The following is a 20987-nucleotide window of genomic DNA, read 5'->3' as shown; positions in this document are numbered from 1 at the left end:
TGCGCGCCCAGTAGTTATCTCTCAATTTTAGCAAATGGCTTTCTGTTGCATTTTCGCTTTTGTGTCCCCCATATCCGCATAATGAATGTTTCGATCAAGCACCGGGCAAAAAATAGCGATAAAAAAGTAACAATGCGTTGCAACACACATAGTAGTTCTCGACGTAACCGCCTGGGCTGCCTATTATTTAGGGCGGTGTCGTTTGGCTTAAAGATTAGAGGAAGTAAAGATGCGAGCAGCGTTGTGGGTAGGGTGTGCCGCTTTATTGTTGTCTGCGTGTAGTAGTGAACCTGTTCAGCAGGCAACCGCGGCGCATGTGGCGCCTGGTTTAAAAGCGTCCATGTCCAGTAGCGGTGAAGCAAATTGCGCAATGATTGGTGGTTCGCTATCCGTTGCCCGTCAACTTGACGGAACGGCTATTGGGATGTGTGCATTACCTAACGGCAAACGCTGCAGCGAACAGTCGCTTGCCGCCGGAAGCTGTGGCAGCTACTAATTGACCAAATCTGCCAGTTTATAAGTTAATGTCTGTTTCGCGGTTGCCAGCGTCAACTGGTTGGCGGTCAGATCTACCTGCGCACCTTCTTTCAGCATTTCGCTGATGGTGTGATCGAGTTCGTTAAGCTGTGGGTTGGCACACATCATGCGGGTCATTGCCAGTCCTTTAACTTTCAGTTCTCCGCCCGAAAGTTTACCCTCTCCGCTAAAGCGGTTACACATGTTGCCGGAAATCATCATCTTTTCCCCAAAGCTGATTTCTGGCGGGTTTTTATCGCTGGCAACAGGTTGACCGTTAACACTTTCCAGTACAAACCGGTGATGCTGTAACTGTTCTGGCGTTACAGCAATTTTGTCATTACTTACACATCCCGCCATCAGCAGGCTTAGTGCGACTAGCGCGGCAACTTTCTTCATTTTAGTTCTCAACTTAAGGTATAAATCAGGTGCTGATTGCCGGATGCAACGCTGGGGCGTCTTATCCGTTCAACAAAACTTATTGTAAGAATAGTGGATGAAAGATCTTTGGGGATTATCTGAATAAGCTCCCCTGATTTGCAGGGGAGCTGCATGTTTAAACCAGTTCGTTCGGGCAGGATTCGCCTTTTTCCAGATTGCTCAAGTTTTGCAGCGTAGTCTGGGAAATACTGGTCAGAGCTTCTGCCGTCAGGAAAGCCTGGTGCCCGGTAAACAGTACGTTATGGCAGGCAGACAGACGACGGAACACGTCATCCTGAATCACATCGTTGGATTTATCTTCAAAGAACAGATCGCGTTCGTTCTCATACACGTCCATCCCCAGCGAGCCAATTTTCTGGTTTTTCAGCGCTTCAATTGCCGCCTGGGAATCAATCAATGCGCCACGACTGGTGTTGACGATCATTACGCCGTTTTTCATCTGATCAAACGCCGCCTCATTCAGCAGGTGGTAGTTCTCCGGCGTCAGCGGGCAGTGCAGGGAGATAACGTCTGATTCAGAGAACAGGGTCGGCAGATCGACATATTCCACGCCGAGCTCCAGCGCCGCCGCACTTGGGTATGGATCGAACGCCAGCAGACGCATACCGAAACCTTTCAGAATACGCAGCATCGCTACGCCGATTTTACCGGTGCCGATAACACCTGCCGTTTTGCCATACATGGTAAAGCCAGTCAGGCCTTCCAGAGAGAAGTTGGCGTCACGGGTACGCTGATACGCGCGGTGAATACGGCGGTTCAACGTCATCATCATACCGATAGCGTGTTCAGCGACGGCTTCCGGATCGTAGGCTGGAACACGGACTACTTTCAGCCCCAGCTCTTTTGCCGCGTCGAGGTCAACGTTGTTGAAACCGGCACAGCGCAGGGCGATATATTTAACGCCGTGCTTTTTCAGTTCTTCCAGCACCGGGCGGCTGCCGTCATCATTTACGAAAATACATACCGCTTCGCAGCCATTGGCGGTTTTGGCGGTTTTTTCTGTCAGCAGAAAGTCAAAAAATTCCAGCTCAAAGCCAAAGGACTCGTTCACCTGTTGCAGGTACTTCTTGTCGTACTGTTTTGTGCTATATACGGCGAGTTTCATAAGACTTTCTCCAGTGATGTTGAATCACGTTTAAGCTACTAAAAATATTTTACAAAAATTCAAATATAATTGAAAGCTGTGGTGATATTGAAAAATCCATCAACAACTATGCTTAGTGTAGGCGCAACCTTCAACTGAACGGTTAAACATGCCACAATACCGGTATTGAATGCTTAATTTTTCGCTAAATCAGGATATTAACTACCCATGTTGGGTAAATATAAAGCCGTTCTCGCGCTGTTATTACTGATTATTCTTGTGCCGTTAACGCTGCTGATGACGCTCGGGCTGTGGGTTCCTACGCTGGCGGGTATCTGGCTGCCGCTCGGTACACGCATTGCATTAGATGAAAGCCCGCGCATCACGCGTAAAGGTTTAATTATTCCCGATCTCCGTTATCTGGTGGCGGATTGCCAGTTGGCGCATATCACCAATGCCAGCCTTTCACACCCCAGCCGCTGGTTATTGAACGTTGGCACAGTGGAGCTTGACTCTGCTTGCCTGGCAAAATTGCCACAGGAAGAGCCCTCTCCGGCAGCGCCGAAAACCCTTGCGCAGTGGCAATCCATGCTGCCTAACACCTGGATCAATATTGATAAACTGATCCTTTCGCCCTGGCAGGAATGGCAGGGAAAACTCTCTCTCTCGTTGACCTCTGATATCCAGCAACTGCGTTATCAGGGCGAAAAAGTTAAATTTCAAGGCCAGCTTAAAGGGCAACAACTTACAGTCAGCGAACTGGATGTCGCCGCGTTTGAAAATCAGCCGCCGGTAAAACTGGTAGGGGAATTTACCATGCCGCTGGTGCCGGATGGGCTTCCTGTCAGTGGCCATGCTACCGCGACCTTGAACTTGCCACAGGAACCGTCACTGGTGGATGCTGAACTGGAGTGGCAGGAAAATAGCGGGCAATTGCTTGTGATGACACGGGATAACGGCGATCCATTGCTCGATTTGCCGTGGCAAATTACCCGTCAGCAATTGACGGTCAGCGATGGTCGCTGGAGCTGGCCGTATGAAGGTTTTCCCCTGAGTGGGCGATTGGGTGTTAAAGTCGATAACTGGCAGGCCGGGCTTGAGAACGCGTTGGTCAGTGGACGCCTGAGTGTGCTGACCCAGGGGCAAGCAGGGAAAGGCAATGCGGTGCTTAATTTTGGCCCAGGAAAATTGAGCATGGATAACAGTCAGATGCCACTGCAACTGACCGGTGAAGCAAAACAGGCTGATCTCATTCTGTATGCCCGCTTACCGGCACAGCTAAGCGGAAGTCTGACTGACCCAACGCTGGCCTTTGAACCAGGCGCGTTATTACGTTCAAAGGGAAGAATCATCGATTCACTGGACATCGATGAAATTCGCTGGCCTTTAGCGGGGGTAAAAGTCACTCAACATGGTGTTGACGGTCGCTTGCAGGCCATTTTGCAGGCCCATGAAAATGAACTGGGCGACTTTGTGCTGCATATGGATGGTCAGGCGAATGATTTTCTCCCGGATGCAGGGCGTTGGCAGTGGCGTTACTGGGGCAAAGGCAGTTTTACCCCAATGAATGCCACCTGGGATGTCGCAGGAAAAGGTGAGTGGCATAACAGCACGATTACGCTTACCGACCTCTCGACCGGGTTCGATCAGTTGCAATATGGCACGATGACAGTAGAAACGCCGCGCTTAATTCTTGATAAACCCGTTATCTGGGTGCGTGACGCCCAGAATCCGTCTTTTAGTGGTGCGCTTTCGCTGGATGCAGGACAAACGCTTTTCACAGGCGGTAGTGTGTTACCGCCATCAACCTTAAAATTTAGTGTCGATGGACGCGATCCGACGTATTTCCTCTTCAAAGGGGATTTACATGCTGGTGAGATTGGCCCGGTACGGGTGAATGGCCGCTGGGACGGTATTCGCCTGCGCGGCAATGCCTGGTGGCCTAAACAATCGCTGACCGTATTCCAGCCGCTGATCCCGCCAGACTGGAAGATGAATCTACGCGATGGTGAACTGTATGCCCAGGTGGCGTTTTCTGCCGCGCCTGAGCAGGGCTTCCGTGCAGGGGGGCATGGCGTGTTGAAAGGTGGCAGCGCGTGGATGCCAGATAACCAGGTCAACGGTGTCGACTTTGTACTACCGTTCCGTTTTGCCGACGGTGCGTGGCACCTGGGAACGCGGCGACCTGTGTCATTACGTATTGCTGAAGTGGTTAACCTGGTGACGGCAAAAAATATTACTGCCGATCTTCAGGGGCGTTATCCGTGGACCGAAGACGAACCCTTGCTACTGACTGATGTGAGTGTTGATGTTTTAGGTGGTAACGTGCTGATGAAACAATTACGTATGCCGCAGCACGATCCGGCGCTGTTACGGCTGAATAATCTCTCTTCCAGTGAACTGGTTAGCGCCATCAATCCAAAGCAATTCGCTATGTCAGGGGCATTCAGTGGGGCATTGCCGCTATGGCTTAATAATGAAAAATGGATTGTGAAAGATGGCTGGCTGGCAAACGCAGGCCCCATGACCTTGCGCCTGGATAAAGACACGGCGGATGCAGTAGCAAAAGACAATATGACCGCAGGGACTGCAATCAACTGGTTGCGCTATATGGAAATTAGCCGTTCATCGACAAAAATTAATCTGGATAATCTCGGTGTGTTAACCATGCAGGCAACGATCAGCGGTAATAGCCGGGTTGATGGTAAAACGGGCACGGTGAATCTTAATTACAGCCACGAAGAGAATATTTTTACGTTATGGCGCAGCTTACGCTTTGGCGATAATCTCCAGGCGTGGCTGGAACAGAATGCCCGACTCCCGAAAACGGGTTGCCCATCAGGAAATGAGTGTGAGGAAAAATAATGAAAATAATGATAACCGCGTTCGCGTCCTCTTTTATGTTGCTTGGTTGCACGCCGCGCATTGAAGTGGCTGCTCCGAAAGAGCCAATCACCATTAATATGAACGTTAAAATTGAGCATGAGATCATCATAAAAGCAGATAAGGACGTTGAAGACTTGCTCAAAACCCGTAGCGATCTTTTTTGAGGTAATGATGAAAAGAACATTACTGATAATGGTGTGGACTGTTTGCCTGATGAGCAGCAGTGCGATGGCGTTAACCCTGAATGAAGCCAGAAGTCAGGGGCGGGTAGGCGAAACATTTAATGGTTATCTGATGGCACTGAAAACGGATGACGAAACGCAGGCATTGGTAAACGATATTAATAAAGCTCGTGCGCTGAGTTATCAGCAACTGGCCAGACAAAATAATGTCTCAACTGAGGAGATTGCAAAACTGGCAGGGCAGAAACTGGTCGCTCGCGCTAAACCGGGAGAATATGTGCAGGGGATTAATGGGAAATGGCTGCAAAAATAAAAAACGTAAAGCAGCGGTAATTAATTTCGTATTCAGAAAGATCAGTTACCGTTCAAAACGGTACAAATTATACCTACAGACCTCCGCCAGACTGATTGCGGCGCTGTTTTTGCTTGTTGGCGCTCGTTTTTACGCATCCGCATTCAATAGTCATTTATTCACTTTCCGTTCATTTCTATACTGATTTTTCTTAATCCGCTTTATTACAGGGCAGGGTGTTATGAGCAGCAACATATTTACTCTCGGTACAAAATCCGTTAACCGTCTCGGTTACGGCGCGATGCAACTGGCAGGACCTGGTGTATTCGGCCCACCGAAAGATCGCCATGTCGCGATTACCGTGCTGCGTGAGGCACTGGCATTGGGCGTCAATCACATTGATACCAGCGACTTTTATGGTCCACACGTTACCAATCAGATTATCCGCGAAGCGTTACATCCTTATTCCGATGACCTGACTATCGTCACCAAAATTGGCGCTCGCCGCGGTGAGGACGCCTCCTGGTTGCCGGCATTCTCTCCTGCAGAACTGAAAAAAGCGGTGCACGATAACCTGCGAAATCTGGGGGTGGACGTGCTGGATGTGGTGAACCTGCGGGTGATGCCTGACGATGGACATGGCCCGGCGGAAGGGTCGATTGAAGCCAGCCTGATCGTGCTGGCTGAGATGCAACAACAAGGGCTGGTAAAACATATTGGCCTGAGCAACGTAACACCAACGCAGGTTGCAGAGGCGCGCAAGATTACAGAAATTGTTTGCGTGCAAAACGAATACAACATTGCCCATCGTGCGGATGACGAATTAATTGATTCTTTGGCTCGCGATGGCATTGCATATGTGCCGTTCTTCCCGCTCGGGGGCTTTACGCCACTGCAATCCTCCACGCTCTCTGATGTCGCAGCAAGTCTTAATGCGACACCGATGCAGGTGGCGCTGGCGTGGCTGTTGCAACGTTCACCGAATATTTTGCTGATCCCGGGAACGTCTTCCGTTGCGCATTTACGGGAGAATATGGCAGTGGGGGAATTAGCGCTACCTGATGATGTGTTGGCAACGCTGGACAGTATTGCGAAAAAGGCGAGTTAAGTAAAAAAGCCTCCCGCACTCGCGGTAGGCTTCTTAAAACTTATGCTGCAACAATTGCGTCAATTGCCGCTTTAGCGTCTGCCTGCGCTTTTGCTGCCATTTCCGGCCCGTAAGCGATACCTTCAGCAAAGACAAAGTTCACGTCAGTAATGCCGATAAAGCCAAGGAACGTAGAAAGATACGGGGTTACCAGGTCTGTAGGCCCATCCTTATGGATACCGCCACGGCTGGTAATAACAATGGCTTTTTTACCGGTTACCAGACCTTCAGGACCGTTCTCGGTGTAGCGGAAAGTAACGCCTGCACGCGCAACCAGGTCAAAATAGTTTTTCAACTGAGTAGAGATGTTGAAGTTGTACATCGGTGCTGCAATCACGATAACGTCATGCGCTTTCAACTCGGCAATCAGTTCATCAGACAGTGCCAGGGCTTCCTGCTGGCGCGGAGTCAGCGGCGCGTCACTCGGACGCAGAGCACCAACCAGTTCGCCATCCAGCACCGGAACCGGATTTGCAGCCAGGTCGCGGACGGTGATTTCATCAGCAGTGTGCTTTTCACGCCACTGTTCAACAAAATAATCAGACAACTGACCAGACTGAGAGTACCCTGCCAGGATGCTGGATTTAAGAACTAATACCTTGCTCATGGTGTTTCCTTATAGATGTTTGAATGGGCGATGCCCTGTTGCTTGTTGACACTTTATTCACAATCCTGCCACAGAGATAGCGCAATATATCGAAGTCTATGTTCGAATTTATTGAACAACACATAAAAAGCCGCGATGTGGTACTCTATATCTATCATTTAAAAGAAAATTAATCAGGCACAACGCTGCCCTTTAACGTTATGACAGAACAACAAAAATTGACCTTTAACGCCTTACAGCAGCGGTTGGATTCGTTAATGCTGCGTGACAGACTGCGTTTTTCCCGCCGTCTGCATGGGGTGAAGAAGGTTAAAAATCCTGATGCACAACAGGCCATTTTCCAGGAGATGGCAAAAGAAATTGACCAGGCGGCAGGGAAAGTCCTGCTACGTGAAGCGGCGCGTCCGGAGATTACTTATCCGGACAATTTGCCGGTTAGCCAGAAAAAACAGGACATTCTCGAAGCGATCCGTGACCACCAGGTGGTGATTGTCGCCGGAGAAACAGGTTCCGGTAAAACGACGCAGTTGCCGAAAATCTGTATGGAACTGGGGCGCGGGATTAAAGGGCTGATTGGCCATACCCAGCCTCGTCGACTGGCAGCCCGTACCGTGGCGAACCGTATTGCGGAAGAGTTGCAGACCGAACCGGGTGGCTGCATCGGTTATAAAGTCCGTTTCAGCGATCACGTCAGTGATAACACGATGGTCAAGCTGATGACCGACGGTATTCTGCTGGCGGAAATCCAGCAGGATCGCCTGCTGATGCAGTACGACACCATCATCATTGACGAAGCGCACGAACGCAGCCTGAACATTGATTTCCTGCTCGGTTATTTGAAAGAGCTGTTGCCACGTCGCCCGGATCTGAAAGTCATCATCACTTCCGCGACCATCGATCCGGAACGCTTCTCTCGCCACTTTAACAATGCACCGATTATCGAAGTCTCGGGTCGAACTTATCCGGTAGAAGTGCGTTATCGACCAATAGTTGAAGAAGCGGATGATACCGAGCGCGACCAGTTACAGGCGATTTTCGATGCCGTAGACGAATTGAGCCAGGAAAGCCCCGGCGACATTTTGATCTTTATGAGCGGCGAGCGGGAAATTCGCGATACCGCCGATGCGCTGAACAAGCTGAACTTACGCCATACGGAAATATTGCCGCTTTATGCGCGGCTTTCAAACAGCGAACAAAATCGCGTCTTCCAGTCACACAGCGGGCGGCGCATTGTGCTGGCGACTAACGTCGCGGAAACCTCGCTGACTGTGCCGGGTATTAAATACGTGATCGACCCAGGTACGGCGCGCATCAGCCGCTACAGCTATCGCACCAAAGTGCAGCGTCTACCGATTGAGCCAATTTCGCAGGCTTCAGCCAATCAGCGTAAAGGCCGTTGCGGACGCGTATCAGAAGGGATCTGTATTCGTCTTTATTCGGAAGACGATTTCCTTTCTCGTCCGGAGTTTACCGATCCGGAAATTCTGCGTACCAACCTGGCGTCGGTTATCTTACAGATGACCGCCCTGGGGCTGGGCGATATCGCTGCGTTTCCGTTTGTTGAAGCGCCGGATAAACGCAATATTCAGGATGGTGTGCGCCTGCTGGAGGAGTTAGGTGCAATCACCACCGACGAACAACAAACCGCATATAAACTGACACCACTTGGTCGTCAGTTATCACAGTTACCGGTTGACCCGCGTCTGGCACGCATGGTGCTGGAAGCGCAGAAACATGGCTGTGTAAGGGAAGCGATGATTATCACTTCCGCGCTCTCCATTCAGGACCCTCGTGAACGCCCGATGGACAAACAACAGGCATCGGATGAAAAACATCGTCGTTTCCACGATAAAGAGTCCGACTTCCTGGCGTTTGTGAATTTGTGGAATTATCTCGGTGAGCAGCAAAAGGCGCTCTCTTCAAACGCCTTCCGTCGCTTGTGCCGCACTGAATATCTCAACTATCTGCGCGTGCGCGAATGGCAGGACATCTACACTCAGTTGCGCCAGGTGGTGAAAGAACTCGGCATTCCGGTAAACAGTGAACCGGCGGAGTATCGCGAAATTCATATCGCATTACTGGCCGGTTTGCTTTCACATATCGGCATGAAAGATGCGGATAAACAGGAATATACCGGCGCACGTAACGCGCGTTTCTCTATCTTCCCTGGTTCTGGTTTATTCAAAAAGCCGCCAAAGTGGGTGATGGTGGCGGAACTGGTAGAAACCAGCCGCCTGTGGGGGCGCATTGCGGCACGCATCGATCCGGAATGGGTAGAGCCGGTTGCCCAACATTTGATCAAACGCACCTACAGTGAACCGCACTGGGAACGGGCGCAGGGCGCAGTGATGGCGACGGAAAAAGTCACCGTTTATGGGTTGCCGATTGTCGCCGCGCGTAAGGTTAACTACAGCCAGATTGATCCTGCGTTGTGCCGTGAACTCTTTATCCGCCATGCACTTGTAGAAGGTGACTGGCAGACACGTCACGCTTTCTTCCGTGAAAACCTGAAACTGCGGGCAGAAGTGGAAGAGCTGGAACACAAATCACGTCGTCGCGATATTCTGGTAGATGACGAGACGCTGTTTGAATTTTACGACCAGCGCATTAGCCATGATGTGATCTCTTCGCGCCACTTCGACAACTGGTGGAAAAAGGTTAGCCGCGAAACGCCTGATTTGCTCAACTTTGAAAAGAGCATGTTGATCAAAGAAGGTGCGGAAAAAATCAGCAAGCTGGATTACCCGAACTTCTGGCATCAGGGCAATCTCAAGCTGCGTTTAAGTTATCAGTTTGAGCCAGGTGCGGACGCTGATGGCGTGACCGTGCATATTCCGCTGCCGTTGCTCAACCAGGTGGAAGAGCGCGGCTTTGAATGGCAAATTCCTGGATTACGTCGTGAACTGGTGATTGCGCTGATTAAATCGCTGCCAAAACCGGTACGTCGTAATTTTGTGCCTGCGCCAAACTACGCCGAAGCGTTTTTAGGCCGCGTGACGCCACTGGAACTACCGTTGCTCGACAGTCTTGAACGTGAATTGCGCCGCATGACCGGCGTTACCGTTGACCGCGAAGACTGGCACTGGGATCAGGTGCCCGATCACCTGAAAATTACTTTCCGCGTGGTGGACGACAAAAACAAGAAGTTGAAAGAAGGGCGCTCATTACAGGAACTGAAAGAGGCGCTGAAAGGCAAAGTGCAGGAAACACTGTCTGCGGTCGCTGATGACGGTATCGAGCAGAGCGGCCTGCATATCTGGAGCTTTGGTCAATTGCCGGAAAGCTACGAGCAGAAGCGCGGCAATTACAAAGTGAAAGCGTGGCCTGCGCTGGTGGATGAACGTGACAGCGTGGCGATCAAATTGTTTGATAATCCACTGGAGCAGAAGCAAGCAATGTGGAACGGTCTGCGCCGTCTACTGTTGCTGAATATTCCTTCACCGATCAAATATCTGCATGAGAAGTTGCCGAATAAAGCCAAGCTGGGGCTGTACTTTAACCCGTATGGCAAAGTGCTGGAGCTGATCGATGACTGTATCTCCTGCGGTGTGGATAAATTAATCGACGCCAACGGTGGCCCGGTCTGGACGGAAGAGGGTTTTACTGCGCTACATGAAAAAGTGCGTGCCGAACTGAACGATACCGTGGTGGATATTGCGAAGCAGGTCGAGCAAATCCTCACGGCAGTGTTCAACATCAACAAACGTCTGAAAGGGCGTGTTGATATGACGATGGCGCTGGGGCTTTCTGACATCAAAGCACAAATGGGCGGTCTGGTGTATCGCGGTTTTGTCACCGGTAACGGCTTCAAACGGCTGGGCGATACGCTGCGCTATTTGCAGGCGATTGAAAAACGCCTGGAGAAACTGGCGGTTGATCCGCATCGTGATCGTGCCCAAATGCTGAAAGTCGAAAACGTCCAGCAGGCATGGCAACAATGGTTCAACAAACTGCCGCCAGCGCGTCGTGAGGATGAAGACGTGAAAGAGATCCGTTGGATGATTGAAGAACTGCGCGTCAGTTACTTCGCCCAACAACTTGGTACGCCGTATCCGATATCGGATAAACGTATTTTGCAGGCGATGGAGCAGATTAGCGGTTAACGGCTGTTATTTGGCTGATGAATCTAAAACCCGGTAAGCGTGTGCTGCCGGTTTTTTTCTTTATAAGATCTGAAGGATTCACTCTATCGCAACATTGAACGATTTTGCTGAATTTTTATCAACAGTCTTTCCTCAAATACAGTATGAGTAAAACAAATATCAGGCTTACGAAGGAGGATAGGGAAAATACAACGTCTTCCTTTCAGAGTGCTCCGCTTCTCATTATTATCTCACGCAGTATTCTTAAGGGAACGAGAAGGAGGGACCATGAACATTAACCCGTTTCCGACGCTTTCAGCGACAACTATAGATGCCATAAACGTTATTGGTCGATGGCTGGCGCAGGATGATTTCTCTGGTGGGGTGCCGTATCAGGCTGATTGCGTGATCCTCGCAGGTAACGCTGTTATTCCCACTATCGACGCTGCATGCAAGATTGCCCGCGATCAGCAAATTCCATTACTGATCAGCGGTGGTATCGGTCACTCGACAACCTTTTTATATAGTGCTGTCGCACAGCATCCACATTACAACACCATTCGTACCACGGGCAGGGCAGAAGCCACCATCCTTGCAGATATTGCCCATCAGTTCTGGCATATTCCCCATGAAAAAATCTGGATTGAAGACCAGTCAACGAACTGCGGTGAAAACGCCCGCTTCAGCGTCGCGTTATTGAATCAGGCCACAGAGCGCATTCACACGGCTATCGTTGTGCAGGATCCCACCATGCAGCGGCGCACGATGGCGACGTTCCGCCGTATTACTGCTGATAATCCCGATGCACCTCGCTGGTTAAGTTATCCAGGATTCGTACCACAAGTGGGGAATAACGCAGACAGTGTCGCATTTGTTAATCAACTGGAAGGATTATGGCCAGTTGAACGTTATTTATCGCTACTTACTGGTGAGCTACCACGTTTGCGTGATGATAGCGACGGTTATGGCCCCCGCGGACGTGATTTTATCGTTCACGTTGATTTTCCTGTAGAAGTCGCCCAGGCATGGCAGACGCTGAAACACGACGCTGTACTTATTGAAGCGATGGAAAGTCGTTCGCTACGTTAAAAATTGCCCGTTTGTGAAAAACCGTTGGCAAACGGGCATGATTCTTTACTTTTACTTCTGCCTTTTATTCCTTTCACACCTGTTTTTATGAAGCCCTTCACAGATTCGTCCTTCCACGATGCCGTTTCCGCAATGATTGATGTTTATTAACAATATATTTACTAAATAAAAACACAATAATCACAGGAGTCGCCCATGTCAGTACCCGTTCAACATCCTATGTATATCGATGGACAGTTTGTTACCTGGCATGGAGATGCATGGATTGATGTTGTAAACCCTGCAACAGAGACGGTTATTTCCCGTATTCCTGATGGTCAGGCTGAGGATGCCCGTAAGGCAATCGATGCTGCAGAACGCGCCCAACCAGAATGGGAAGCATTGCCTGCCATTGAGCGCGCCAGTTGGTTACGCAAAATCGCTGCCGGGATCCGCGAACGCGCCAGTGAAATCAGTGCACTGATTGTCGAGGAAGGGGGCAAAGTCCAGCAACTGGCTGAAGTCGAAGTGGCTTTCACGGCGGACTATATTGATTATATGGCGGAGTGGGCGCGGCGCTACGAGGGTGAGATTATTCAAAGCGATCGCCCGGGAGAGAATATTCTTCTCTTTAAACGTGCGCTTGGCGTGACCACCGGTATTCTGCCGTGGAATTTCCCGTTCTTCCTGATTGCCCGCAAAATGGCACCCGCTCTGCTCACCGGCAATACCATCGTCATTAAACCGAGCGAATTTACACCAAATAACGCAATTGCTTTCGCCAAAATCGTCGATGAAATTGGCCTTCCACGCGGCGTGTTTAACCTTGTGCTGGGGCGCGGTGAAACAGTGGGTCAGGAACTGGCGGGTAACCCGAAGGTCGCAATGGTCAGTATGACGGGCAGCGTCGCCGCCGGGGAGAAAATCATGGCAACTGCGGCGAAAAATATCACCAAAGTGTGTCTGGAACTGGGCGGCAAAGCGCCCGCTATTGTGATGGATGACGCTGATATTGAACTGGCAGTCAAAGCCATCGTTGATTCACGAGTCATTAATAGTGGGCAAGTGTGCAACTGCGCTGAACGTGTTTATGTACAGAAAGGCATTTATGATCAGTTTGTTAACCGACTTGGTGAAGCGATGCAGGCGGTGCGGTTTGGCAATCCTTCTGAACGCAACGACATTGCAATGGGGCCATTGATTAACGCCGCGGCGTTGGAAAAGGTTGAGCAGAAAGTGGCTCGTGCTGTAGAAGAGGGCGCGAGAGTGGCGCTTGGTGGCAAAGCGGTAGCGGGGAAAGGGTACTATTATCCGCCGACAATATTGCTGGATGTTCGCCAGGAAATGTCAATTATGCACGAAGAAACCTTTGGCCCGGTGCTGCCTGTTGTCGCTTTCGATACGCTGGAACACGCTATCGCCATGGCTAACGACAGCGATTACGGCCTGACCTCGTCGATTTATACTCAAAATCTGAACGTCGCGATGAAAGCCATCAAAGGGTTGAAGTTCGGTGAAACCTACATCAATCGTGAAAACTTTGAAGCGATGCAAGGTTTCCACGCCGGATGGCGTAAGTCGGGTATTGGCGGTGCGGATGGTAAACATGGTTTGCATGAATACCTGCAAACCCAGGTCGTTTATTTACAGTCGTAATGTGTAAAACAGGCGGAGGCATTTTCCTTCGCCTGTATCTGTCAGAGTTTGGCGAATTTTTCCAGGGTGCGAATAAGCTGGGTGACAAAGCCATATTCGTTGTCGTACCAGGCGACTGTTTTTACCAGTTGCAAATCGCCCACGGCGGTAATTTCCGTTTGGGTGGCATCAAACACCGAACCAAAATGGCTACCAATGATATCGGAAGAGACTATTTCTTCATCGGTATAACCAAATGATTCGTTATTGTTTGTCGCCTTTTTAAGTGCATTGTTCACTTCTTCGGCAGTCACTTTTTTACCGAGAATAGACACCAACTCGGTGACAGAACCCGTTTTTACCGGTACACGCTGTGCATGGCCTTTCAGTTTACCGCTCAGTTCCGGGATCACCAGACCAATAGCTTTTGCTGCGCCCGTTGTATGGGGAATAATATTTTCTGCCGCCGCACGTGAAGCGCGTAGATCTTTACCACGCGGACCATCCACCAGTGACTGGGTGCCGGTATAGGCATGAATCGTCGTCATCGTGCCGACTTCTATTCCAAAATTGTCATGGAGTGCTTTGGCCATCGGCGCAAGACAGTTGGTGGTGCAGGACGCCACGGAAACAATGGTGTCGTTGCCATCCAGCGTGTTGTCATTGACGTTATAAACGATGGTTTTCATTTCACCGGCAGGGGCGGAAATTAACACCTTCTTCGCGCCAGCATCCAGATGTGCCTGCGATTTCTCTGCGGATGTATAAAAGCCGGTACATTCAACAATGATTTCTGCACCTTTCGCTTTCCACGGAATATTTTTCGCCTCTTTTTCGGCGTAAACCGCAATACTTTTGCCATCGACAATAAGTGAATCTTCAGTGAAATCAACGCTCCAGGGGAACGGGCCGTAGTTTGAATCGTGTTTTAGCAAGTAGGCGAGAATTTTCGGGGATGTGAGATCATTAATGGCGACAACATCTATATTGCTTTTGACCTCCAGTAATCGACGCAATACCAGTCGACCGATACGACCAAAACCGTTAATACCAACTTTACTCATGGTTTTCTCCTGTCAGGAACTCGTGGGTGAAAATTAATCCTTTCCAGGCTTAGACCAGGATGGTGGGATGAGCAATCTACATTCTCGCAGTGAAACGTAACCTACTGAAAATGGGTGAACAATATTTAATGAAATTTTGAGAAAAGCTGGTTATGTTAACAATAAATTGTTTTAAATCAGGAAATGTTATGGAAAATAAATACTCAAAGTTACAAATCGGTATTCACTGGCTGGTCTTTTTACTGGTTATCGCAGCTTACTGTGCGATGGAGTTTCGTGGATTTTTCCCGCGAGCCGATCGACCGGTTATCAACATGATCCATGTTTCCTGTGGCATTTCGATTTTCGTACTGATGGTGCTTCGTCTCGTGCTAAGACTGAAATATCCAACGCCACCAATTGTGCCTAAACCAAAGCCAATGATGACGGGGCTTGCGCATCTCGGGCATCTGGTCATTTACTTGCTGTTTATCGCACTGCCGATAATTGGCATGGTGATGATGTATAACCGTGGCAATCCGTGGTTTGCGTTTGGTGTGATGATGCCTCATGCATCAGAGGCCAATTTCGATCTGGTAGATACCTTAAAATCGTGGCATGAAACGCTGGCAAATCTGGGGTATTTCGTTATTGGGTTGCATGCCGCTGCTGCATTGGCGCACCACTATTTCTGGAAGGACAATACGCTTCTGCGCATGATGCCGCGTAAGCGTTCCTGACAACAGTAAAAGAAAACGCCTGTACTAAACCAGACCCGTGGTACAGGCGAAGAATACGGGTCTACATCGGAAGCACCTATTATATTTATTTGTATGACAAATAAAACCAGAATTCGTGTTTATATGTTTGTCTGGCCAATATTTAATCAAATTATCTTTCTATTAAGAGCGTTACTCAATTTCCCCCAATCCAATCTTTGATCTCCCTAAGTGAAATAAAAACTGTCCGGCGTATAACTTTTGTACCGAACATAAGATTCGGCAAACCATGGAGGTTATATGAAGAAGTTGTCATTTATTTTACTGATAGGATTACTGATGTCTTTTTATGCTGATGCAGGGCGAAAACCTTGTTCCGGTTCGAAAGGGGGGATCTCTCACTGCACTGCTGGCGGCAAATTTGTCTGTAACGATGGTTCTATCAGCGCATCGAAAAAAACGTGCACTAACTGAAAAGTAAAAAGGGGTGCCATGAGAAAATGAACCTGCCAGCCAGATACGCGGGGAAAACTCCCTGCGCTGCCCTTACCTGGGCGTGCAGGCCATGAGGCTGCCACCTCCTTTTCACCGTCCCGGAACCGCAGTTCATAGAGCGTTTGTCGGGTCAGGAGTGTGAATGCCAGTATTGTGAAACAAATAATGAGCAGACACGCCACCAGGGGGCGCTTCATAGCCTTTCTCTTTGCCGGATGGCGGGTAAGAGGCTAACATCCGAATTGTGTGGTTCATTCGTTGGCCTCGGTTGATAGCATTATCGATCGGGGCCTTCGTCCTTCTGATTCCCGGTTTCTTCATTCCGGCGGTAATAATCTCTCATCGCAATAATTGTTGTAAAAATGTGATATGAACAGGTTTTTGGCAGTAAGCAATTACCGTCAATTGCCGATGACCCTCTATCGGGAGTAAACCTGGAAGAGAGACCACGGTCATGAATACAACATCCTCACACCGCTCAGGCTTTTTACATCACATCAGATTGGTTCCGTTATTTGCCTGCATTCTTGGCGGCATATTATTTCTTTTTGCTTTGAGTTCAGCCCTGGCTGGATATTTTCTCTGGCAGGCTGACCGCGATCAGCGAGATGTCACCGCCGAGATCCAGATTCGCACGGGGTTAGCAAATAGCTCTGATTTTTTGCGTTCAGCCCGAATCAATATGATTCAGGCCGGGGCGGCGAGTCGGATCGCAGAAATGGAAGAGATGAAAAAAAATATTGCACAAGCAGAATTGCAGATTAAACAGTCGCAGCAAGGCTATCGCGCTTACCAGAATCGCCGTGTGAAAACACGTGATGATGAAGCTCTGGATGCTGAATTAAATCAACGTTTTCAGGCTTATATAACAGGTCTGCAACCCATGTTGAAATATGCCAAAAATGGCATGTTCGAAGCGATTATTAATCATGAAAGTGAGCAGATCCGATCGCTGGATAATGTTTATAGCCAGATTTTAAACAACGCTGTTGAAATACGTAGTGCCAGAGCAAATCACCTGACGGAGCAGGCGCATCAGCGCACTCGACTGGGGGTGATGTTTATGATTGGTGCGTTTGTGCTTGCCCTGGTCATGACGCTGATGACCTTTATGGTTTTGCGTCGGATAGTGATTCGACCTCTGCAGCATGCTGCGCAACGCATTGAACAAATTGCCAGTGGCAATCTGACAATGGCTGACGAACCTTCTGGGCGCAGTGAAATTGGCCGTTTAAGCCGTCATTTGCAGCAAATGCAGCATTCGCTGGTGATGACTGTCGGGACGGTACGTCAGGGGGCGGAGGAGATTTATCGCGGCACCAGCGAAATTTCCGCTGGCAATGCCGACCTTTCTTCGCGCACTGAAGAACAGGCCGCGGCGATTGAACAAACCGCTGCCAGCATGGAGCAACTCACTGTGACAGTGAAACAGAATGCGGATAATGCCCACTACGCAAGCCGTCTGGCGCAAGAGGCTTCCATTAAAGCCAGCGATGGTGGGCAGACGGTCTCCGGCGTGGTGAAAACGATGGGGGATATCTCCAGCAGTTCAAAGAAAATTTCTGAAATTACCGCCGTGATCAACAGTATTGCCTTCCAGACAAATATTCTGGCGCTCAATGCAGCCGTTGAAGCCGCGCGGGCCGGTGAGCAAGGGCGCGGATTTGCTGTCGTTGCCAGTGAAGTGCGTACACTCGCCAGCCGTAGCGCTCAGGCAGCGAAAGAAATTGAAGGCCTGATCAGTGAATCAGTCAGATTAATTGGGCAAGGAGCTAATGAGGTGACGACAGCAGGGAAAACCATGAGTGCCATAATGGACGCTGTGGCGAGCGTCACGCATATCATGCAGGAAATAGCTGCTGCGTCGGATGAGCAAAGCAGGGGCATAACGCAAGTCAGTCAGGCGATTTCTGAAATGGATAAAGTGACGCAACAGAATGCCTCACTGGTGGAAGAGGCTTCTGCGGCGGCGGTATCCCTTGAAGAGCAGGCGGCGCGATTAACTGAAGCGGTAGATGTATTCCGTCTGACGAAACAATCTGCGCCGGCAGCTCAACGAGTGGCGGGGGATTCAGTTAGTCTGGTAACGGCGTGAAAAGATTAAAGAAGGGATCTCAAGATCCCTTTACCTTTCAGAACGGCATTGATTTCCGAATGGCGTTAATCATTAGCTGACAGCCGGAAGAGAGCGTCGCATCTACGCGTGTTAGTATTCCAATAGGTTCGCCAGCACCCTGTCCCGAAACAGGCAGCGCCACCAGCGTGGCATGACGCAGATCGTCTTTTACTGCGCCAGAAGGGACAAACCATACATAGTCATATTCAACCGTAAGCTGACGTGAAAGAGAGGCTGAAAGCGTTTCGATACAACCCGAAGGAATTTTACAACCCTGGCTCTGTACTAGCGCATCTGAATGTTGGCGTGGTGCAGTGCCTTCCGGTGATACGACAACAGGCCATTCCAGTACCCGACTTAGCGTCACGTTTTCCTGCAGGAGTGGGTGATTAGGCCGGACAACCAGTTTCAGTGATTCGAGAAACAGCAATTCATAATTAAGCCCGGTCATCAGTTCAGGATCTGACATCCGGCCAACACCGATATCGATTTCTCCTGTTTTTAATCCGGCCAGAATCATGGTGTTACTCATGGTGGCGACTTGCAGAGTGGTCTCTTTTTGTTGTTGATGAAACTGACCGATAACGGAAGGCAAGATCCCCAGCGCAGCAGTAGGTAATGCACCAACTCTTACAACATCATTGTTAAGTCCTTCTTTACGATTAAGCGCCTGACCAGCGGTGTTGATGGCGTCAAGCACTCTGACTGCATGGGTTAAAAATTGCTCGCCGGGTAAGGTAAGTTGTGCGCCCTGACGTCCACGGTCAAATAAGCGAGCGCCCGTCAATTGCTCCAGTTCATTCAGTGTCTTAGAGAGCGCAGGTTGGCTCAGATTAAGGGTTTCAGCCGCGCGCCCCAAAGTTCCTTGTTGTGCGACAGCTACGAATGTATGAAGGTGGCGCAAACGGATGCGCTGACTAAACAGACTATTTTTTTCCATAAGCGATGTTAAAAACGAAGCGGTGCCGCTGACAAGTGAAGTTGTTTAATTATGATAACCTGATTGCAAAATATTATTAACATTTAAAGCAGTTTTGTTACCTTGGAATGTCCAGCTTTGCTGATTTCGCGGGGAGATCACAGTTTGTAAATTCTTCACACCAGAGTGAATGCGGTTACCTACACTCCAGATTATCGACCACTGGAGGCAGATATTATGGCGAACAGCATCACGGCGGATGAGATTCGGGAACAGTTTTCGCAGGCAATGTCTGCCATGTATCAGCAAGAAGTTCCACAGTACGGTACGTTGCTGGAACTGGTAGCTGATGTAAATCTGGCTGTGCTGGAAAACAATCCCCAATTGCATGAAAAAATGGTTAATGCGGATGAGCTGGCGCGACTTAACGTTGAACGTCATGGCGCGATACGTGTGGGAACTGCGCAGGAGCTTGCTACATTACGGCGGATATTCGCCATTATGGGGATGTATCCGGTGAGCTATTACGATCTCTCGCAGGCGGGCGTGCCGGTACATTCCACGGCATTTCGTCCTATCGATGATGCCTCGCTGGCGCGTAATCCTTTCCGGGTTTTTACCTCATTACTTCGCCTTGAGCTTATCGAAAACGAAACCTTACGCCAGAAGGCGGCGGAGATTTTGCATCAGCGCGATATCTTTACCCCGCGTTGTCGACAACTGTTAGATGAATATGATCAGGAAGGTGGCTTTAGCGAAGCACAGGCGCGGGAGTTTGTGCAGGAAGCTCTGGAGACGTTTCGCTGGCATCAATCGGCAACGGTGGATGAAGAAACCTATCGCGCATTGCATAACGAACATCGACTAATTGCTGATGTGGTCTGTTTTCACGGCTGCCATATTAACCACCTGACGCCACGTACCCTGGATATCGACAGAGTTCAGTCGATGATGCCCGAATGCGGTATCGAACCCAAAATTCTGATCGAAGGACCGCCGCGCCGCGAGGTGCCGATTTTACTGCGCCAGACCAGCTTTAAGGCGCTGGAAGAGTCGGTCATGTTTGCAGGGCAAAAGCAGGGGACGCATACCGCGCGCTTTGGCGAGATAGAGCAACGCGGTGTGGCGTTAACGCCGAAAGGACGGCAACTGTATGATGTACTTCTGCGTAATGCCGGAACAGGACAGGATAATCTCACTCACCAACTTCATCTGCAGGAAACCTTTAGTGCCTTTCCGGACAGTGAATTTCTGATGCGACAGCATGGATTGGCATGGTTTCGTTATCGCCTGACGCCGTCGGGTGAGGCACATCGTCGGGCGATTCATCCCGGTGATGATCCTCAACCTTTGATCGAACGTGGTTGGGTCGTGGCGCAACCTATTACTTATGAGGATTTTCTGCCGGTTAGTGCTGCGGGGATCTTCCAGTCGAATCTGGGCAATGAAACGCAAATGCGCAGTCGCGGCAATGCCAGCCGGGAAGCTTTTGAACAGGCGCTGGGGTGTCCGGTGTTTGATGAGTTTCAGCTCTATCAGGAAGCGGAAGAACGCAGTAAACGCCGCTGTGGTTTGCTTTAAAATTCGGTGCATCCGACTTTGCAAAAATTTGCCTGATTTTACAAACGAATCAGGCTCTTCCCATCGACAGAAAAAAAATGCCAATTTGTGCAGATTCTCTGTGTCTAACAATTGGATTATTAATAAATATTGTCTAGAGTGAGCGGTTATAAACAAGCATTTTCTTGCCGCTGA

General features: G+C 49.7%; 18 protein-coding genes and 1 pseudogene. 12 read left to right on the top strand and 7 right to left on the bottom strand.

Annotated features, from left to right (window positions below; genetic code table 11):
• Nucleotides 1–229: 229 nt before the first annotated feature.
• A complete protein-coding gene (locus tag ESM_RS0103445; RefSeq protein WP_001200698.1) occupies nucleotides 230–496 on the top strand; it encodes a putative hemolysin in 267 nt (88 codons plus the stop codon).
• Here the strand turns inward: ESM_RS0103445 and hslJ are convergent.
• Together hslJ and ldhA are read right to left on the bottom strand one after the other, a co-directional pair.
• Nucleotides 493–915, bottom strand: a complete 423-nt coding sequence (hslJ, locus tag ESM_RS0103440; protein WP_001516437.1) for a heat shock protein HslJ — start codon at nucleotides 913–915, stop codon at nucleotides 493–495. The two genes, ESM_RS0103445 and hslJ, sit on opposite strands and share 4 nt — an antisense overlap.
• Before the next feature lie 157 nt (nucleotides 916–1072).
• On the bottom strand, nucleotides 1073–2062 hold the full coding sequence (gene ldhA, locus ESM_RS0103435; RefSeq protein WP_000762228.1) for a D-lactate dehydrogenase: 990 nt from the start codon (nucleotides 2060–2062) through the stop codon (nucleotides 1073–1075).
• Nucleotides 2063–2269: 207 nt separating this feature from the next.
• Here ldhA and ESM_RS0103430 point away from each other — a divergent pair, with 207 nt between their 5' ends.
• The 4 genes from ESM_RS0103430 (at nucleotide 2270) to ESM_RS0103410 (ending at nucleotide 6509) form a co-directional block, all read left to right on the top strand.
• A complete protein-coding gene (locus ESM_RS0103430; protein ID WP_000900902.1) occupies nucleotides 2270–4906 on the top strand; it encodes a YdbH family protein in 2637 nt (878 codons plus the stop codon).
• Nucleotides 4906–5091 (top strand): YnbE family lipoprotein, encoded by a 186-nt coding sequence (locus ESM_RS0103425; protein WP_000699961.1) that lies wholly within the window; start codon nucleotides 4906–4908, stop codon nucleotides 5089–5091. Before ESM_RS0103430 ends, ESM_RS0103425 begins: the two co-directional genes overlap by 1 nt.
• Nucleotides 5092–5098: 7 nt before the next feature.
• On the top strand, nucleotides 5099–5422 hold the full coding sequence (locus tag ESM_RS0103420; protein ID WP_000831645.1) for a YdbL family protein: 324 nt from the start codon (nucleotides 5099–5101) through the stop codon (nucleotides 5420–5422).
• Between the two features lie 220 nt (nucleotides 5423–5642).
• A complete protein-coding gene (locus tag ESM_RS0103410) occupies nucleotides 5643–6509 on the top strand; it encodes an aldo/keto reductase family oxidoreductase (RefSeq protein WP_000097594.1) in 867 nt (288 codons plus the stop codon).
• Between the two features lie 40 nt (nucleotides 6510–6549).
• Here the strand turns inward: ESM_RS0103410 and azoR are convergent, their stop codons facing one another.
• Complete coding sequence (gene azoR / locus ESM_RS0103405) at nucleotides 6550–7155, bottom strand: FMN-dependent NADH-azoreductase (protein ID WP_000048921.1); 606 nt, start codon at nucleotides 7153–7155, stop codon at nucleotides 6550–6552.
• A 200-nt stretch (nucleotides 7156–7355) separates the two neighbouring features.
• On the opposite strand from azoR, the gene hrpA reads away from it, so the two are divergent.
• The 3 genes from hrpA (at nucleotide 7356) to aldA (ending at nucleotide 13961) form a co-directional block, all read left to right on the top strand.
• Nucleotides 7356–11258 carry an ATP-dependent RNA helicase HrpA gene (gene hrpA / locus ESM_RS0103400; RefSeq protein WP_000139504.1) on the top strand — a complete coding sequence of 1301 codons (3903 nt, stop codon included), beginning with the start codon at nucleotides 7356–7358 and terminating at the stop codon, nucleotides 11256–11258.
• Between the two features lie 267 nt (nucleotides 11259–11525).
• Nucleotides 11526–12326, top strand: coding sequence for a DUF218 domain-containing protein YdcF (ydcF, locus tag ESM_RS0103395; RefSeq protein WP_001024727.1), 801 nt, complete (start codon nucleotides 11526–11528; stop codon nucleotides 12324–12326).
• A 195-nt stretch (nucleotides 12327–12521) separates the two neighbouring features.
• Nucleotides 12522–13961, top strand: a complete 1440-nt coding sequence (gene aldA, locus ESM_RS0103390) for an aldehyde dehydrogenase (protein ID WP_000115909.1) — start codon at nucleotides 12522–12524, stop codon at nucleotides 13959–13961.
• 41 nt (nucleotides 13962–14002) lie between these two features.
• Here aldA and gap read toward each other — a convergent pair whose 3' ends face one another.
• A complete protein-coding gene (gene gap / locus ESM_RS0103385; protein ID WP_000048676.1) occupies nucleotides 14003–15004 on the bottom strand; it encodes a type I glyceraldehyde-3-phosphate dehydrogenase in 1002 nt (333 codons plus the stop codon).
• A gap of 188 nt (nucleotides 15005–15192) precedes the next feature.
• On the opposite strand from gap, the gene cybB reads away from it, so the two are divergent.
• Complete coding sequence (gene cybB, locus ESM_RS0103380) at nucleotides 15193–15723, top strand: cytochrome b561 (protein WP_000428995.1); 531 nt, start codon at nucleotides 15193–15195, stop codon at nucleotides 15721–15723.
• Between the two features lie 279 nt (nucleotides 15724–16002).
• Entirely contained in the window at nucleotides 16003–16176 is a 174-nt protein-coding gene (locus ESM_RS01000000123970) for a hypothetical protein (RefSeq protein ID WP_000736410.1), read from the top strand.
• 72 nt (nucleotides 16177–16248) lie between these two features.
• Here the strand turns inward: ESM_RS01000000123970 and ESM_RS1000000128770 are convergent.
• Together ESM_RS1000000128770 and ESM_RS1000000128990 are read right to left on the bottom strand one after the other, a co-directional pair.
• Nucleotides 16249–16361: pseudogene (locus tag ESM_RS1000000128770) on the bottom strand (Hok/Gef family protein).
• Nucleotides 16309–16452, bottom strand: coding sequence for a hypothetical protein (locus ESM_RS1000000128990; protein ID WP_228929205.1), 144 nt, complete (start codon nucleotides 16450–16452; stop codon nucleotides 16309–16311). Before ESM_RS1000000128990 ends, ESM_RS1000000128770 begins: the two are co-directional and overlap by 53 nt.
• 199 nt (nucleotides 16453–16651) lie before the next feature.
• Here ESM_RS1000000128990 and ESM_RS0103370 point away from each other — a divergent pair, with 199 nt between their 5' ends.
• Nucleotides 16652–18292, top strand: a complete 1641-nt coding sequence (locus ESM_RS0103370) for a methyl-accepting chemotaxis protein (RefSeq protein ID WP_001098610.1) — start codon at nucleotides 16652–16654, stop codon at nucleotides 18290–18292.
• Nucleotides 18293–18329: 37 nt separating this feature from the next.
• Here the strand turns inward: ESM_RS0103370 and ESM_RS0103365 are convergent, their stop codons facing one another.
• A complete protein-coding gene (locus tag ESM_RS0103365) occupies nucleotides 18330–19253 on the bottom strand; it encodes a LysR substrate-binding domain-containing protein (RefSeq protein ID WP_000414559.1) in 924 nt (307 codons plus the stop codon).
• Nucleotides 19254–19469: 216 nt separating this feature from the next.
• Here ESM_RS0103365 and hglS point away from each other — a divergent pair, with 216 nt between their 5' ends.
• Nucleotides 19470–20813, top strand: a complete 1344-nt coding sequence (gene hglS, locus ESM_RS0103360) for a 2-oxoadipate dioxygenase/decarboxylase HglS (protein WP_000013743.1) — start codon at nucleotides 19470–19472, stop codon at nucleotides 20811–20813.
• Nucleotides 20814–20987 lie beyond the last annotated feature (174 nt).

It is taken from the genome of Escherichia sp. TW09308 (assembly GCF_000208565.1).
GTDB lineage: Bacteria > Pseudomonadota > Gammaproteobacteria > Enterobacterales > Enterobacteriaceae > Escherichia > Escherichia marmotae.
Note: the sequence above shows the minus strand (reverse complement) of the source record. Positions and strands in the feature narration are given on the sequence as shown.